11 protein-coding genes and 1 tRNA gene are annotated in these 15,438 nt (G+C 67.2%); 8 read left to right on the plus strand and 4 right to left on the minus strand.

The genetic code is table 11. The annotated features are described in order from the left end of the window. Positions 1-103 precede the first annotated feature (103 nt). Genes fabG through fabD form a run of 3 tightly spaced genes read right to left on the minus strand, consistent with a single transcriptional unit; the run spans position 104 to position 3,121 of the window. Positions 104-838: a 3-oxoacyl-ACP reductase FabG gene (gene fabG, locus ACOCMM_RS08935; RefSeq protein WP_419552817.1), complete on the minus strand. Its 735-nt coding sequence runs from the start codon at positions 836-838 to the stop codon at positions 104-106. A 52-nt stretch (positions 839-890) separates the two neighbouring features. Then, positions 891-1,856, minus strand: coding sequence for a beta-ketoacyl-ACP synthase III (locus ACOCMM_RS08940; protein ID WP_419552818.1), 966 nt, complete (start codon positions 1,854-1,856; stop codon positions 891-893). Between the two features lie 14 nt (positions 1,857-1,870). Further along, positions 1,871-3,121 (minus strand): ACP S-malonyltransferase, encoded by a 1,251-nt coding sequence (fabD, locus tag ACOCMM_RS08945; RefSeq protein ID WP_419552819.1) that lies wholly within the window; start codon positions 3,119-3,121, stop codon positions 1,871-1,873. Between the two features lie 80 nt (positions 3,122-3,201). On the opposite strand from fabD, the gene ACOCMM_RS08950 reads away from it, so the two are divergent. The 7 genes from ACOCMM_RS08950 to coaE all read left to right on the plus strand — a co-directional run bounded on the left by ACOCMM_RS08950 (position 3,202) and on the right by coaE (position 12,526). After that, positions 3,202-3,284: transfer RNA gene (locus ACOCMM_RS08950), tRNA-Leu, on the plus strand. Between the two features lie 409 nt (positions 3,285-3,693). Further along, positions 3,694-6,222: an RTX toxin gene (locus ACOCMM_RS08955; protein ID WP_419552820.1), complete on the plus strand. Its 2,529-nt coding sequence runs from the start codon at positions 3,694-3,696 to the stop codon at positions 6,220-6,222. A 30-nt stretch (positions 6,223-6,252) separates the two neighbouring features. After that, on the plus strand, positions 6,253-6,357 hold the full coding sequence (locus ACOCMM_RS08960) for a hypothetical protein (protein WP_419552821.1): 105 nt from the start codon (positions 6,253-6,255) through the stop codon (positions 6,355-6,357). A 578-nt stretch (positions 6,358-6,935) separates the two neighbouring features. Then, positions 6,936-7,511, plus strand: a complete 576-nt coding sequence (locus tag ACOCMM_RS08965) for an ANTAR domain-containing response regulator (protein ID WP_419552822.1) — start codon at positions 6,936-6,938, stop codon at positions 7,509-7,511. A 75-nt stretch (positions 7,512-7,586) separates the two neighbouring features. Next, the gene (gene polA / locus ACOCMM_RS08970) at positions 7,587-10,307 is read left to right on the plus strand and encodes a DNA polymerase I (RefSeq protein ID WP_419552823.1); all 2,721 of its coding nucleotides are present in this window, start codon (positions 7,587-7,589) and stop codon (positions 10,305-10,307) included. Between the two features lie 234 nt (positions 10,308-10,541). After that, a complete protein-coding gene (gene rpsA, locus ACOCMM_RS08975) occupies positions 10,542-11,867 on the plus strand; it encodes a 30S ribosomal protein S1 (protein WP_419554849.1) in 1,326 nt (441 codons plus the stop codon). A 29-nt stretch (positions 11,868-11,896) separates the two neighbouring features. Next, positions 11,897-12,526, plus strand: coding sequence for a dephospho-CoA kinase (gene coaE / locus ACOCMM_RS08980; RefSeq protein WP_419552824.1), 630 nt, complete (start codon positions 11,897-11,899; stop codon positions 12,524-12,526). Positions 12,527-12,573: 47 nt separating this feature from the next. On the opposite strand, the gene ACOCMM_RS08985 is transcribed toward coaE, so the two are convergent. Beyond that, positions 12,574-13,083, minus strand: a complete 510-nt coding sequence (locus ACOCMM_RS08985; protein ID WP_419552825.1) for a hypothetical protein — start codon at positions 13,081-13,083, stop codon at positions 12,574-12,576. 178 nt (positions 13,084-13,261) lie between these two features. On the opposite strand from ACOCMM_RS08985, the gene uvrB reads away from it, so the two are divergent. Continuing rightward, a complete protein-coding gene (uvrB, locus tag ACOCMM_RS08990; protein WP_419552826.1) occupies positions 13,262-15,376 on the plus strand; it encodes an excinuclease ABC subunit UvrB in 2,115 nt (704 codons plus the stop codon). Positions 15,377-15,438 lie beyond the last annotated feature (62 nt).

Below are 15,438 nucleotides of genomic sequence, written 5' to 3' on the forward strand. Positions count from 1 at the left end.
ATCCCCTCATGTGTGGGTTCTCACCCGCACGATCCCGCGACGGCCGTGCGAGTGCGAAGTGTAGATCGCGGACGGTCAACGTCCTGCTCGCATACTGCATCGTTCAGTGACCCATCCCCAGGCCGCCGTCGACGGGCATTACGGCCCCGGTGATGTAGGCGCCGTCGTCGGACGCCAGAAACGCCACTGCAGCGGCGATCTCGGACGGCTTTGCCACTCGGCCCAGCGGAACAGCCTCGGTGATCGCGGCCTGCTGCTCGTCGTTCAAGGCACCGAACATCTCGGTGGCGACCGGCCCGGGGGCAACGACATTCGCGGTAATGCCACGCGAGCCAAGTTCGCGCGCCAGCGATCGGGCCATCCCCACGAGGCCAGCCTTGGATGCGGCGTAGTTGACCTGTCCCGCAGACCCCAGCAGCCCGACTACCGAGGACACGAAGATCAGCCGTCCCCAACGCGCCCGCAGCATCGGCCGCGCTGCCCGCTTGGCCATCCTGTACGCGCCTATGAGATTCGTGTCGACAACAGCGGCAAAGTCCTCGTCGGCCATGCGGAGCACGAGCTGGTCACGCGTAATGCCGGCGTTCGCGACCAAGACCTCGACCGGTCCCAGCTCTGCTTCGATGTCACGGTAGGCGGCGTCGACCGCGTCGCTGTCGGCCTGGTCGCACGCCACCCACAGCAGTCGCTCGTCGTCAGGCGCCTCGGTGCGGCTCGTGACAGCGACATGGTGGCCAGCGTCGGCGAACAGCCGCGCTGTCGCCAAGCCGATGCCGCGGCTGCCGCCGGTGACGAGCACCGTGCGTGCTGTTGAGGGGCGCGCTGTCGGGGCGTTCATCGTGTGCCGAGTAAGTGGTGCTGGTCGCCGGGTCGTGCGGGAATTTCCTGGCTCACGAAGCCTGGGCCGGGGCACCCGACCAGCGCAGCAACGCCGAGGCAGACGTCATGCCGGCCCCGAATCCGACCAGCAGTACGTGGTCGCCCTCGCTGATCCGCCCGCCGCGCACGGCGTCGTCGAGCGCCAGGGGTATCGACGCTGATGAGGTGTTGCCGGTGTGCTCGATGACCATCGCAGCCTTGTCAAAGGGAATGCCCAGCCGCTTGCAGGCGGTCTCGACGATGCGGATGTTTGCCTGGTGCGGAACGACCACGTCGATCTTGTCGGGCGTCAGTCCGGCCTGCTTCATCGACTGGCGTGCCGACTCTTCCATCACGAGCACGGCCTTCTTGAAGACGGCTTGGCCGGCCATCTGGATGTAGCCGTCGTGCTCGCAGTAGAGATGTTCCTCCATGGAGCCGTCGCTGGAGACATGCCAGCCGAGGAGATCAGAGCCCTCTTCGCTGCGCTCGAGCACCGCGGCTCCAGAACCGTCGGCGAAGAGAATGCAGGTGGCCCGGTCAGTCCAGTCGGTGATCCGGGAGAGCACTTCAGCACCGATGACCAGCACACGCTCGTGACCCATGGCAATCATGCCGTGACCCGCAACCAGCGAGTACACGAAGCCCGAGCACGCGGCGTTGACGTCCATTGCGCCGCAGTCGAGGCCGAGAGCCTCCTGCACTCTCGACGACGACGCCGGAACGCAGCGGTCCGGTGTGGTGGTCGCCAGGATGAGCATGTCGATGCCGGAAGGATCGACGCCGGCGACCTCCATCGCCGCTGCGCCTGCTCGCGCCGCCAAGCCGGCAGTCGTTCCGCCGATGTTCCGTTGCTTGATGCCGGTGCGCTCGAGGATCCACTCATTGGAAGTGTCGACCATCTCTGCCAGGTCGTCGTTGGACAGGACGCGCTCTCCGAGTGCCGTGCCGATTCCGACGATGCGCGCGCTCGAGGCGCTGCCCGAGGTGAGCGTCATCTGTGGCCTCCCCTTCAGGTGCCGTCTGCCGTTCGCAGCCATGCGACGGCTTGTCGTGCGGTGACTCGCTCACCTTCGACGGCCATGATCCCCATGACAGTACCCGCGAATGCAGAGCGAACTTCCTCCTCGGCCACGTGCCCGATCACATCGCCGACGCGGATCTGCTGGCCGTCGCTCACACCAGCGCCAAGAGTGAAGATCCCTGCGCACGGGCTCACGATGAGTCGCTCGGTGACGTAGAGGTTCTCGCCCCCCATGACCGTCGGCGCCGCGGGGGCATCAGTCGCCAGGGCTTCCATGAAGGCGTCGATCTCGGCGGGGGCACTGACCGACAGCACGCTCGCACCCTTGTGCGTGCGCTTGGTCATGCCGGTGAGCACTTTGCCGGGGCCGAGTTCCACGAACGTCGTGACTCCTAAATCGGCCAACGCATGGAGGCTGGCCCGCCACAGCACCGGGCTCGTGAGCTGCTGGGCCAGCACCGTGCGCCACTCGTCGGCATCCGAACGCGGGCGCGCATCGACGTTGGCCACCACCGGCACGCTCGGAGCGCGGATCTCGACCTCTGCCAGCGCTTTGCGCAGCCGGTCTCGGGCGGGCTGCATGAACGGTGTGTGGAATGCGCCGCCGACGGGCAGCTGCATGAGGCGCTTCGCCCCCGACGATTTCGCTTCGTCGCCAGCGACGGCGACGGCGTCAGGAGAGCCTGCGATGACGACTTGTCCCGGAGCGTTGTAGTTCGCGACCCAGACGTCGCCCGGGGTCGCCTCGCACGCCTCCGCCACCAGGTTGTCGTCGAGACCGAGCACCGCCGCCATCGTTCCTTCCTGCTCATCGGCGGCAACCTGCATGGCCTCGCCGCGTTCGGCGACGAGTCGCACGGCATCGTCATAGGCCAAGGCGCCGGTCGCGGTCAGCGCGCTGTACTCGCCGAGCGAGTGCCCTGCGGCGAACGACAAGGTCGCACCGGTGCGCTCGACTGCATCGAGCACGACCATCGACAGCACGAAGGTGGAGAGCTGCGAATTGCGGGTATGGCGCAACTCGTCGGCGTCGGCCTCGCATAACAGCGTCGCGACATCGCGTCCGCAGGCGTCAGATGATTCTTCGACTAGCTCCCACGACTCGTGCGAAGTCCAGGGCTCACCCATGCCGGGCTGCTGAGAGCCCTGACCCGGAAATGTGAATGCGAGCACTCGGCCTCCTCGGGAACGCCGGTGCAGCGAGACGGGCGCGTGCCCGGGCAACGACGCGGTGAACATTCATCGGGGTTCAGCGCAAAGGGTAGGTGGCGATCCGGCGCAAGGGCGACCGCGTCGCTGAGTACGCTGGGCAACCCGTAGCCCGGGTGGTGAAACGGCAGACACGGGGGACTCAAAATCCTCTGCCCTCGCGGGCGTGCGGGTTCGAATCCCGCCCCGGGCACCGGCTTGCGCATCACGGGTTGCACCGAGTTGCTAGACCCGCAGCGGGGCGGGCTTGGGGGCTGGCCGCGTCGTTGCTTGGGGGCTCTTTGGGGTTGGGGGCTCGCTGCCCCGGCGAGCCTTGGGGAGCGGTTGCATGCGTTTCATGGGTTGTTGGCGTGTCGTTCATGAGCGTTGTAGTGTCCGGTGGTCAGCCGCCATTGTCGGTTCGTGTCTGGTGCTGTTCGGCTGGGTGGCGGGCGGTGTCTGTGCGGGCCCGCAAGTCGTTTTGGAGCTAGTTCTTGATGTCTGATCCCCCCCCCCCCCTCCGTTTGTGTGCACTGCGGCGCAGACGGGCTGTGAGGGCGTCGTCTAGGAAGGGGTCGCAGCTGTCCCGGCGGCTGGTCGGGGCACTGTTCGCTGTGCTGGTCTTGACCCCGCTTGTGCTGCCCGCTTCGGTGTCGGCGCAGACCTCGCCGGTGCTCCAGGCGCCCGAGGTGCTGCCCGAGGCGGACGCGTCGGCGCTGCCCTCGCCGTTGCTCGCGGTGTCGGCCGGGCGGTATCACTCGTGCGGGGTGCTCAGCGACGCGACGCTGACCTGCTGGGGCAACTACGGCTACGACCACCCGACGACCGACGCGCCCGCAGGCGAGTTCACCGCGGTGTCGGTCGGGGAGCTGCACGCGTGCGGGCTGGGCAGCGACGCCGCGGCGGTCTGCTGGGGCGGCAACAGCCACGGGCAAACCGATGCGCCCGCAGGCGAGTTCGCGTCGGTGTCGGCCGGGCGGTTCCACACGTGCGGGGTGCTCAGCGACGCCACCGCGGTCTGCTGGGGCAACAACGGCGGCGGACGGGCCGATGCGCCCGCAGGCGAGTTCACCTCGGTGTCGGCCGGGCGGGCGCATTCGTGCGGGGTGCTCAGCGACGCCACCGCGGTCTGCTGGGGCAACAACGGCGGCGGACGGGCCGACGCGCCCGCAGGCGAGTTCACCGCGGTGTCCGCCGGTGCCTACCACTCATGCGGGCTGCTCAGCGACGCCACCGCGGTCTGCTGGGGCAACAACCGCGGCGGACGGGCCGACGCGCCCGCAGGCGAGTTCACCTCGGTGTCGGCCGGGGTCTGGCATTCGTGCGGACTGCTCAGCGACGCCACTGCGGTCTGCTGGGGCAGCAACGACCACGGAGCGACAGACGCGCCCGCAGGCGAGTTCACCGCGGTGTCCGCCGGGCACTACTACTCGTGCGGGGTCCGCAGCAACGCCACGGCGGTCTGCTGGGGCAACAACTTCTACGGCCAGGCCGACGCGCCCGCAGGCGAGTTCGCCTCGACCCCCCCAGCAACCCCCGCCACCGAGGACACGACCCCGCCAGACCAAACCCCATCGCCCCCATTGCCCACAGTGGCCGCCGGGTACGGGCACTCGTGCGCGGTCCGCAGCGACGCCACGGCGGTCTGCTGGGGCAACAACGACAACTTCCAGGCCTACGCGCCGTCGGGCGAGTTCACCTCGGTGTCTGCCGGGGGATACCACTCGTGCGGGGTGCTCAGCGACGCCACCGCGGTCTGCTGGGGCTACAACGGCTACGGGGAGACAGACGCGCCGTCGGGCGAGTTCACCTCGGTGTCCGCCGGGCGGTACCACTCGTGCGGGGTGCTCAGCGACGCCACCGCGGTCTGCTGGGGCTACAACGGCTACGGGGAGACAGACGCGCCGTCGGGCGAGTTCGCCTCGGTGTCCGCCGGGAAGTGGCACTCGTGCGGGGTGCTCAGCGACGCCACCGCGGTCTGCTGGGGCAACAACGACCACGGACGGGCCGACGCGCCCGCAGGCGAGTTCGCCTCGGTGTCCGCCGGGCACGACCATTCGTGCGGGGTGCTCAGCGACGGCGCGGCGGTCTGCTGGGGCAACAACGACCACGGACGGGCCGACGCGCCCGCAGGCGAGTTCACCTCGGTTTCAGCCGGGCAGTTCCACTCGTGCGGGCTGCTCAGCGACGCCACGGTGACCTGCTGGGGCTACAACGACCACGGACGGGCCGACGCGCCCGCGGGCGAGTTCGTGTCGGTGTCCGCCGGGGGGTACCACTCGTGCGGGGCGCGCAGCGACGGCGCAGCGGTCTGCTGGGGCTTGAACAGCCACGGACAGGCCGACGTGCCGCCGATGCGCACCGCGCCCGCGGGCGAGTTCACCTCGGTGTCCGCCGGGCGGTACCACTCGTGCGGGGTGCTCAGCGACGCCACGGTCACCTGCTGGGGCGACAACAGCGAAGGGCAGACCGACGCGCCCGCGGGCGAGTTCACGTCGGTGTCGGTCGGGCGGGCGCATTCGTGCGGGGTGCTCAGCGACGCCACGGCGGTCTGCTGGGGCAACAACGGCTTGGGGGAGACCGACGCGCCCGCGGGCGAGTTCACGTCGGTGTCGGCCGGGCTGTGGCATTCGTGCGGGCTGCGCAGCGACGGCACCGTGACCTGCTGGGGCAACAACTGGGGCGAGGGGAGCGGGCAGGCGGGTTCGCCGTCGGGCGAGTTCGTGTCGGTTTCCGCCGGGCAATACCACTCGTGCGGGGTGCGCAGCGACGCCATGACGGTCTGCTGGGGCGACGACGGCAACAGGCAGGCGAGCCCGCCGTCGAGGCACTGGTACGACTCGGTGTCGGTTTCCGCCGGGGGGTTCCATTCGTGCGGGCTGCTCACGGACGCCACGGCGGTCTGCTGGGGCTACAACTACCACGGCCAGACCGACGCGCCCGCAGGCGAGTTCGTCTCGGTGTCGGCCGGTGCCTACCATTCGTGCGGGGTGCGCAGCGACGCCACCGCGGTCTGCTGGGGCAAGAACAGCCAGGGCCGGGCCGATGCGCCGTCGGGCGAGTTCACCTCGGTGTCGGCCGGGTACTACCACTCGTGCGGGGTCCGCAGCGACGGCGCGGCGGTCTGCTGGGGCAGCGTCATCTATGTGTAGGCGGATGCGCCGTCGGGCGAGTTCACCTCGGTGTCCGCAGGAGGCAGCTTGCATTCGTGCGGGGTGCGCAGCGACGCCACCGCTGTCTGCTGGGGCCGCAACGACTACGGCCAGGCCGACGCGCTGCCGCGGTAACGCATCGGATTGGTGCTCACGGACGTGTCACCGAGCCTCGCCGCTGGCGTGCCAGCGGCGGGGTGTTCGCGGCGTCAGCCCTTCTGAGCGACGCCGAGCAGCAGTCGAAGCAGGCCGCGCATGACTTGCCACGTATGGCACCGACCGGCGAACGCCTCGGGGCAGGCACCGGGGAGGGGGTGGGGCGCAGCAGAGGCACGCGGCGCGTCGTCGGGTGCCTGTAGGTGGCCTAGGAGCTAAGCCAGCGGGGTTATGGGCAGCAGATGGGTAACGGTTCGCAATAAACGGGCTGACCTGCGGGTATTGGTGCCCGCCCCGGGCACCCGCGAAAAAACAGCGAGTACATCTCGCGCGCATCTCTAGGGTGCGCTGCGAGACTGCGCCGGTTCACCCGGGTGGTGTCTGCCAAGTGCGGCACCGTCTCACCAGTGCGCGCATTCCAAGCCTATGCGAGCCCAAGAGCCCCCTTCGGCAGGATTTTCAGGGAGGCTGCCGGGGCGCGCCGGTAGGCTGGCCGATCCGCAGCAGCCCGGCAGGTCCTGCCCGCCGGTGCGACCTTCTTCCGCCAGGGGAGCCGAGTGTCCAAGCGTGTCGTGATCGCAGAGGACGAGGCCATCATCCGGCTCGATCTGCGCGAGATGCTCGAAGACGAGGGCTACGTGGTCGTGGCCGAGACCGGTCGCGGTGACGAGGCAGTGGAGTTGGCTCGCCAACATCAGCCCGAGGTGTGCATCTTCGACATCCAGATGCCCGGTCGCGACGGTCTGGACGCAGCGCGGGAGGTGGCGGGCGACCGCACCTCCGCTGTGCTCATCCTGACCGCGTTCAGCAAGCGCGATCTCATCTCCGAAGCCCGAGACGCCGGCGTGCTCTCGTACCTGGTGAAGCCGTTTCAGCGTGAAGAGCTGGTCTCGGCCATCGAGGTGGCATGGGGTCGCTTCACGGAAATGAGAGAGCTCGAAGACACGGTCGAGAGCCTCGAGGAGAAGCTGGAGACGCGCAAAGCCGTGGAACGTGCGAAGGGCTTGCTGATGGACGACTTCCAGCTCTCCGAGCAGGACGCGTTCGAGTTCATCCGGAGTACGGCGATGGCCAACCGCGCGAAGATGCGGGACATCGCTCAACAGATCGTCGATGGGTTGCTGACCCCCTGAAGCTGCCAGTCTGAAGCTGCCAGCCGGATCTGCCAGCCTGAGGCGACCGCCACCGACCCCGTTGGGAGATTTCCGATGTCGAAGCTCCTGTTGCTCGACGGGAACTCCCTCACCTACCGGGCGTTCTTCGCCGTCCCCGAGGACATGGCCACCCGCTCGGGACAGCCCACCGGCGCCGTCTTCGGGTTCACGTCCATGCTCATCAACCTGATACGGGATCACCGTCCCGACGCCATAGCAGTGTGCTTCGACCGTCGCGAGCCGACGTTCCGCCACACCGCGGAGCCGCAGTACAAGGCGCACCGCGATGAAACCCCCTCGACGCTCATCGACCAGATGGGTCTGGTGCGGCAAGTTCTCGAGTCGCTCAACATCTCGGCCGTCGACTGCGCCGGCTTCGAGGCCGACGACCTGCTGGCCACTCTCGCGTCTGAGGCCGAACAACGCGGCGACGAGGTGCTGATCGTCAGCGGGGACCGCGATGTGTACCAACTCGTGCACGATCCCAGGATCCGGGTGCTGTACAACCGGCGTGGCGTCACTGACTATGCGCTCTACGACGAAGCGGGCATCGCCGAACGCACCGGCGTCACCCCGGATCTGTACGTGCAGTACGCCGCACTTCGTGGCGATCCGTCCGACAACTTGCCAGGGGTGCCTGGGGTCGGAGAGAAGACTGCCGCCAAGCTCCTCAACAAGTACGGCAGCGTCGAGGCGCTGCTGTCCGCGGCCGCCGAGCAGACCCCGAAGCTGGCCGAGAACCTTGCGGCGCACAACGATGTCGTGCGGCGCAACATCGACCTCATGACCTTGCGGATGGATACGCCGATCGAAGTGACATCAGCAGATCTCCAATGGGACAGCTTCGACGCCGAGCTCGTCACGCGCACGTTCGAGTTCTTGGAGTTCGGCAGCCTGCAGACCCGACTCCGGGACGCCCTGGTCGGCACACCGCTGGACGGCCTGCTGACGCCGGACACGAGCTCGCCCGACACGGCTCGGCTTGCGGACGCGAAGTTGCTGCCGATCGCCTCAAGCGCCGACGCCACAGCACTGCTGAGCGAACTGGCCCAACGAGGCGAACCTGTCGCACTCGGGTTCGCCATCGAGGGTGTTGGCACGTTGGGTGTGCTTGCGGTCGCCATCGACCCCTCGCAGGGGACCGTGCTCGCTCTCGGTTCCGAGCATCTCGTGCTGCCCGACGTTGCTCGGGCAGTAGCGCATCTGGTCGGGAGCGATGGACCAGGCGTCCACGTTCACCAGGCGAAGTCGCTGATGCGCGCACTCGCACGCCTTGCGGGCGATCTCGATGCCGGAGCGACGCTCGCGGGGCTCGCCGTGGACACCGCGATTGCCGCCTACCTCATCCAGCCATCCGAGGGACGCGACGAGCTGGGCACGCTGCTCGCCCGGCATTGCGGCATCGAGCTTGCCGGAGGCGACACCGAGGGCCAGCTGGGCTTCGAGGAGGTCGAAGCCGAAGGGTCGACAGGCGGCATCGCCGCCGCTCAAGATTCCTTGGCGGTGGCGATGCTGGCGCCGATGCTCGACCGGCAACTCGCAGACCTGGGAATGTCCGACCTGTATCAGGACATCGAGCGTCCGCTCATCTCAGTCCTGGCTCGCATGGAGACCATCGGGATCGGCGTCGACCGCGGCGAGCTGGAGTCGTTGCGTGATCATCTCACCGGCGAAGTGCTCGCGCTGGAAGCCGAAGTGCGACAGCTGGCCGGCCGAGACGAACTCAACGTCAATTCGCCCAAGCAGTTAGCTGAGGTGCTCTTTGAGGACCTCGGGCTGACGCCGCAGCGCAAGACGAAGACCGGGTATTCCACGAGCGCAGCAGCGCTGGAGTCGCTGCGGGCGGAGCACCTGATCGTGGACCGACTGCTGGCTTTCCGGGAAGTGGAGAAGCTGCGATCCACCTATGGCGTCAGCTTGCTCGAGTGCGTCGCCCCGGATGATCGCATCCACGCCACGTTCAACCAGACGGTCGCTCGCACCGGCAGGCTCAGTTCCGAAGACCCGAATCTGCACAACATCCCGGTGCGGACCGAACAGGGCCGGTTGTTCCGGCGTGCGTTCGTGCCTGCCGATGGATTCGAGCTTCTCATCGCCGACTACAACCAGATCGAGCTGCGCGTGATTGCCCACCTGTCCGGCGACCCGGGCCTGGTGGGAGCCTTTGAGGCGGGACAAGACATCCACAGCGCAACGGCGGCCTCGCTGTTCGGCATCGGCGCGGGCGATGTCAACCCGCAGCAGCGGTCGGCGGCGAAGATGGTGAGCTACGGCCTGGCCTACGGGATGGAGGCGTACGGCCTCTCCCAGCGCCTCGGCGTGCCCACGGACGAGGCGGCAGGGATACTGGACGCGTACTTCGAAGCGTTCCCCAGTGTGCGTTCGTTCATGGACGGGGTGGTGAAGCAGAGTCGTGAGCGGGGCTACACCGAGACGGCCTTCGGACGTCGCCGCCCGCTTCCCGAGTTGAGCTCTCGCAACTTCCGCGTACGCCAGGCTGCTGAGCGTCAGGCAATGAATGCTCCGATCCAAGGACTCGCCGCGGACATCTTCAAGGTCGCGCTGGTCCGGCTTGATGCGGCCTTGAGGGACCTTTCCCCAGCGAGCCGGTTGGTGCTGCAAGTGCACGACGAGGTGATTCTCGAAGTGCGCCCCGCTGAGGCCGCCGAAGTGACCGAGCTGACGGTTGAGACAATGCGGCATGCCGCCGATCTGGCGGTTCCGCTGGAAGTTCACGTCGCGATGGGCTCCACCTGGGCAGACGCCAAGGGCTGAACAGCACCAAACCGGTAGCCTTCCCGTGCGCTGTGTGCGGCTCGCTCGGCCGCCTGCGCCCGTATTGCCGACCTGAGCATTCCCTCCGTGACCGACGCACTTGCCCCCGCTCCCGAACTCGAAGATTCTGCCGAGGCCCCACCGGAGGGGCCGGGCGGTGACGGTGCAAGCGACGAAGGGGCCAACGGAGCTTCGAAGAGCGACTTCGGCACCTTTACCGATGCAGGCGAGTACGTGCCGCGAACCGTCACTCTCGACGACCTGGTTGACATCTCCTTCGAGGACGCCGTCGCGCAGACCATCGTCGAGTTCGACGACGGCGACATCGTGGCCGGCACCGTCGTGCGAGTCGACCGCGATGAGGTGCTGCTGGATATCGGTTTCAAGTCCGAGGGCGTCATCCCGTCACGGGAGCTGTCCATCCGACACGACATCGACCCGTCCGAGGTCGTCGATGTCGGCGACCAGATCGAAGCGCTCGTCCTCCAGAAGGAAGACCCCGACGGCCGCTTGGTGCTATCCAAGAAGCGAGCTCAGTACGAGCGAGCGTGGGGCCGCATCGAGGAAATTCGCGAGTCCAACGGCGTTGTCAAGGGCCCAGTCATCGAAGTCGTGAAGGGCGGACTGATCGTCGACATCGGCTTGCGGGGTTTCCTGCCGGCGTCGCTGGTCGAGCTCCGGAGAGTCCGCGATCTGGCCCCTTATGTGGGCCGCGAACTCGAAGCGAAGATCATCGAGCTCGACAAGAACCGCAACAACGTGGTGCTCAGCCGGCGTGCATGGCTCGAAGAGAGCCTCAAGGAGGAGCGAGAGGGTTTCCTGCGCGACCTCAAGCGAGGCGAGCGACGCACCGGTCGTGTCTCTTCGGTGGTCAGCTTCGGCGCATTCGTGGACCTCGGCGGCATGGACGGCCTCATCCACGTGTCGGAGCTGTCGTGGAAGCACGTCGATCACCCGAGCTCGGTCGTCAGCATCGGCGACGAGGTGACGGTGGAGGTACTCGAGATCGACCGCGACCGCGAGCGCATTTCGCTCTCGCTCAAGGCGACACAGCAGGATCCCTGGGAAGCTTTTGCCGGCAGCCACCGGGTGGAAGAGTTGGTCTATGGCCGCGTCACGAAGCTGGTGCCCTTCGGCGCATTCGTGCAGGTCGGCGACGGCATCGAGGGCCTGGTGCACATCTCCGAGATGTCCGCGCACCACGTCGAGCTTCCTGAGCAGGTCGTCACCCCTGGCGAGGAGCTGTGGGTGAAGATCATCGATCTGGACCTGCAGCGCCGGCGCATCAGCCTGTCGATCAAGCAAGCGGCTGAGGGCGGCGTGGTTGCGGAGGAATACCGCGAAGCGTTCGGCGATCATGCCTACGACGAGGAAGGCAATTTCATCGGCGAGTTCAGCTATGAGACGCCGGCCGCAGGCGAGGAATCAGAAGCCGAGCGGGCGTGGCGCGAGTACTACGAGGAACATGGCGAAGAGGCCTACCGCCAGGCCCTCGCGCACTATGAGACTCAGGGTCCCGACGGTGAGCCCGCCGCGGCCGCCCCTGAGGGTGACGGCTAGCCCGTCCGCACCCCTGCGAACGCGGTCTGATGATCGCAGTCGGACTGACCGGCGGCATCGGCAGTGGCAAGAGCACTGTCGCGACAGGGTTTGTGCTGCGCGGGGCTGCGCTGATCGATGCAGACGCAATTGTCCGCGAGCAGCAAGATCCCGAGGGCGAGGTCTTCGCTGAGATGGTGGCGCGCTTCGGGGACCACATCGTGGCTCCCGATGGCACGCTGGACCGCGGCACAGTCGCGTCAATCGTGTTCTCTGACCCTGGCGCGCTCGCTGACCTGAATGCGATCACCCATCCGCCGGTCGGTCGTGAGATTCGTCGCCGGCTCAGCGAGCTGGACGGGACGGACCGGTTGGTCGTGCTCGACATCCCGCTGCTCGGAGAGGGATTGGCGAAGGGGCAACGGCCCCGCTATCGCACGAGCGGGATCCTGGTCGTGGACACACCGACCGACGTCGCGGTCGAGCGTCTCGTGAGCTCTCGGGGGTTCTCTGCCGATGACGCACGTGCGCGCATCGCCGCGCAATTGCCGCGGGCAGAGCGCCTCGCCATCGCCGACTGGGTCATCGACAACTCAAGTGGTCTGGCTGAGCTGGAGACCGCAATCGATGAGGCTTTCGCATGGGCGAAGGCGCTGCCGCATAGCGAACCTGCGGCCTGAAGCGCTCGACGAGGGCCGTCCCCGGTCGACCAGGCCCTCGCGTCAACTCAGTAGGCGAGCGGAGTTCCGCAGTGCGGACAGCTGGGTTCCGGCGACCGTGTGTCGTACTGCGACGGCTTGACGAGCAGGAAGCAGCCCTCGCAGAGGATCTCGTCTTCTTGCTTGGAGGACGAACGCGAGCCGGTGACGATGCCGATCTCGTCGTCCTCGTCGTCCTCGTCGTCGTTTTCGGACGCCAGCCGTTCCTTGAGAATCTCGCCGAGGTCGGCCTCGAGTTCCTCGTCGTCATCGTCGTCGTCTTCGTCGTCGGCCGGGCCCACACCAGCGGGCACCTCGCGGCTCGACTCCGAGTCCTCTTCGTCAGGGGTCGTCCCATCGACATCCAAGTCGTCGACGTCGTCGGCCAGGTCATCGTCGGGATCCCCGACCCCCAGCTCTGCGGCCTCGAGATCCTCCTCCATCGGCTCGATGTCGTCGTCGAGCATGACGTCGTCGATCGAGGCGTCGTCGAGCGCGTCCTCGGGTGGCGCAGGGGCGTCGGATTCGTCGCGGCTCATGGGCGGTCTCGTGCGGTGGTGTGGTCGAGTTTCATCAGGTCGGTGGTCAGCGCGGCAGGATAACCACGCCGGCTGGCCGCAGGGGGCCACCACGGCGCGGGTCGCCGCAACAGTGTCCCCCTTCGGACGAGCTGGCGCTGGCGGGATGGCGACGCGTCCCGGCCCTAGCCTCGGAATCATGGCATCGGTTTCGGCGGCCCCGACACGCGGGGATCCAGGATGGGACGAGACCGGTCAAACCCGTCCCTGGTTGCCGAAGCCAACCGCCGCTTATCCGTTCCGGGTCGAGGCGGGCTTCGAGCCCGCCGGAGACCAGCCGCGCGCGGTGGCAGAGTTGGCAGACGGCGTCAGCCGCGGGGACCGGTTCCAGACGCTGTTGGGCATCACCGGCTCGGGCAAGAGCGCCACGATCGCGTGGACAATTGAACGCACGCAGCGTCCGACGCTGGTGCTCGCTCCGAACAAGTCCTTGGCGGCGCAGCTTGCAAATGAGTTCCGTGAATTCTTCCCCGACAATCGTGTGGAGTACTTCGTCTCCTACTACGACTATTACCAGCCCGAGGCCTACATGCCGGCCTCGGACACTTACATCGAGAAGGACTCCAGCGTCAACGACGAGATCGACCGCTTGCGCCACTCGGCCACGGCGGCACTGCTGACCCGCCGGGATGTCATCGTGGTGGCATCGGTTTCGGCCATCTACGGGCTCGGCGCGCCCTCCGAGTACCTGCGCCAGATGCTGTACCTGCGTGTGGGCGAGGTGGTCGACCAGCGTGCGGTGCTGCGTCGTCTCGTCGATATGCAGTATGAGCGCAACGACATGAACCTTGTTCGAGGCCGGTTCCGGGTGCGCGGCGACACGCTCGAAATCCATCCCGCCTACGAGGAGTTCCTGGTGCGGGTGGAGCTGTTCGGCGACGAGATCGACCGCATCAGCCGAATCGACCCGCTGACTGGTGAGCGTCTGGGCGAACTCGAAGAGGTCACCGTGTTCCCTGCGTCGCACTACGTCACCGGGGAGGACAAGCTGCGGGTCGCGATCGGCAAGATCGAGGTCGAGCTCGCAGAGCAATTGCAGCTCTTCGAGAAGAACAACCAGCTGCTCGAGGCACAGCGCCTGCGCATGCGCACCGAGTACGACCTCGAGATGATGGGCGAGCTGGGCTATTGCAACGGTGTCGAGAACTACTCGATGCACCTGGACGGGCGGACCTACGACGAGCCGCCGTACACATTGCTGGATTTCTTCCCCGATGACTTCTTGATGGTCATCGACGAGAGTCATGTCGCGGTGCCCCAGCTGCACGGGCAGTTCGCCGGCGACCGGAAGCGCAAAGACACCCTTGTCGAACATGGCTTCCGGCTGCCCTCGGCCCGGGACAATCGGCCGTTGCGCTTCGACGAGGTGATGGACCGGCTGAACCAGGTCGTCTTCCTGTCGGCCACGCCGGGGGACTACGAGCTGCGCACGAGTTCCCAAGTGGTCGAACAGATCGTCCGGCCGACCGGCTTGGTCGACCCCGAGATTGTCGTGCGTCCGACCAAGGGCCAGATCGACGATCTGATGGGCGAGATCGAGCGGGTCACTGCGCAGGGCCAGCGGGTGCTCGTGACCACGCTCACAAAGAAGATGGCGGAAGATCTCACCGATTACTTGCTGGAGTTGGGTGTGAGGGTTCGCTACCTGCACAGCGAGATCGACACCATCGAGCGGATCGAGATTCTCCGGGACCTGCGGCTTGGGCAATTCGATGTGCTGGTGGGCATCAACCTGCTGCGAGAGGGCCTCGACCTGCCCGAGGTGAGCCTGGTGGCAATTCTCGACGCCGACAAGGAAGGCTTTCTGCGCAGCGAGACGTCGCTCATCCAGACCATCGGCCGAGCCGCACGCAACGTCGACGGGCAGGTCGTGATGTACGCCGACCAGTTCACTCCCTCGATGCGGCGGGCGGTGTCGGAGACCAATCGCCGCCGCGGTCGCCAGCAGGCGTACAACGCCGAGCACGGCATCGATCCGCAGACCATTCGCAAGGCCGTCACCGACATCCTGGAGGTTCTGCGGGGCCCTGCCCAGACCGCTCCTGTGCCCGAGAAGCTGGCGTCAGGGCGCGTCAACGCCGAGCGGATGCGAGCCGCCTACGGCGACCTCCCGCCCGACGATCTCACCCGCCTCGTCGCCTCGCTGGAAGAAGAGATGGCCGAAGCCGCCGCCGACCTGCGATTCGAGTACGCAGCCCGCCTCAGAGACGAACTCAGAGAACTCCGCCGAGACCTACGCGACGCCAGCGCCTGAGCACGACGGCTGCTGCAATTCGCCGCTGCCACTGCTGAATTCTTGGATTGAGAACTACCGCA

The sequence above is a fragment of the Candidatus Poriferisodalis sp. genome (genome assembly GCF_965198245.1).
Classification (GTDB): Bacteria; Actinomycetota; Acidimicrobiia; order Acidimicrobiales; family Poriferisodalaceae; genus Poriferisodalis.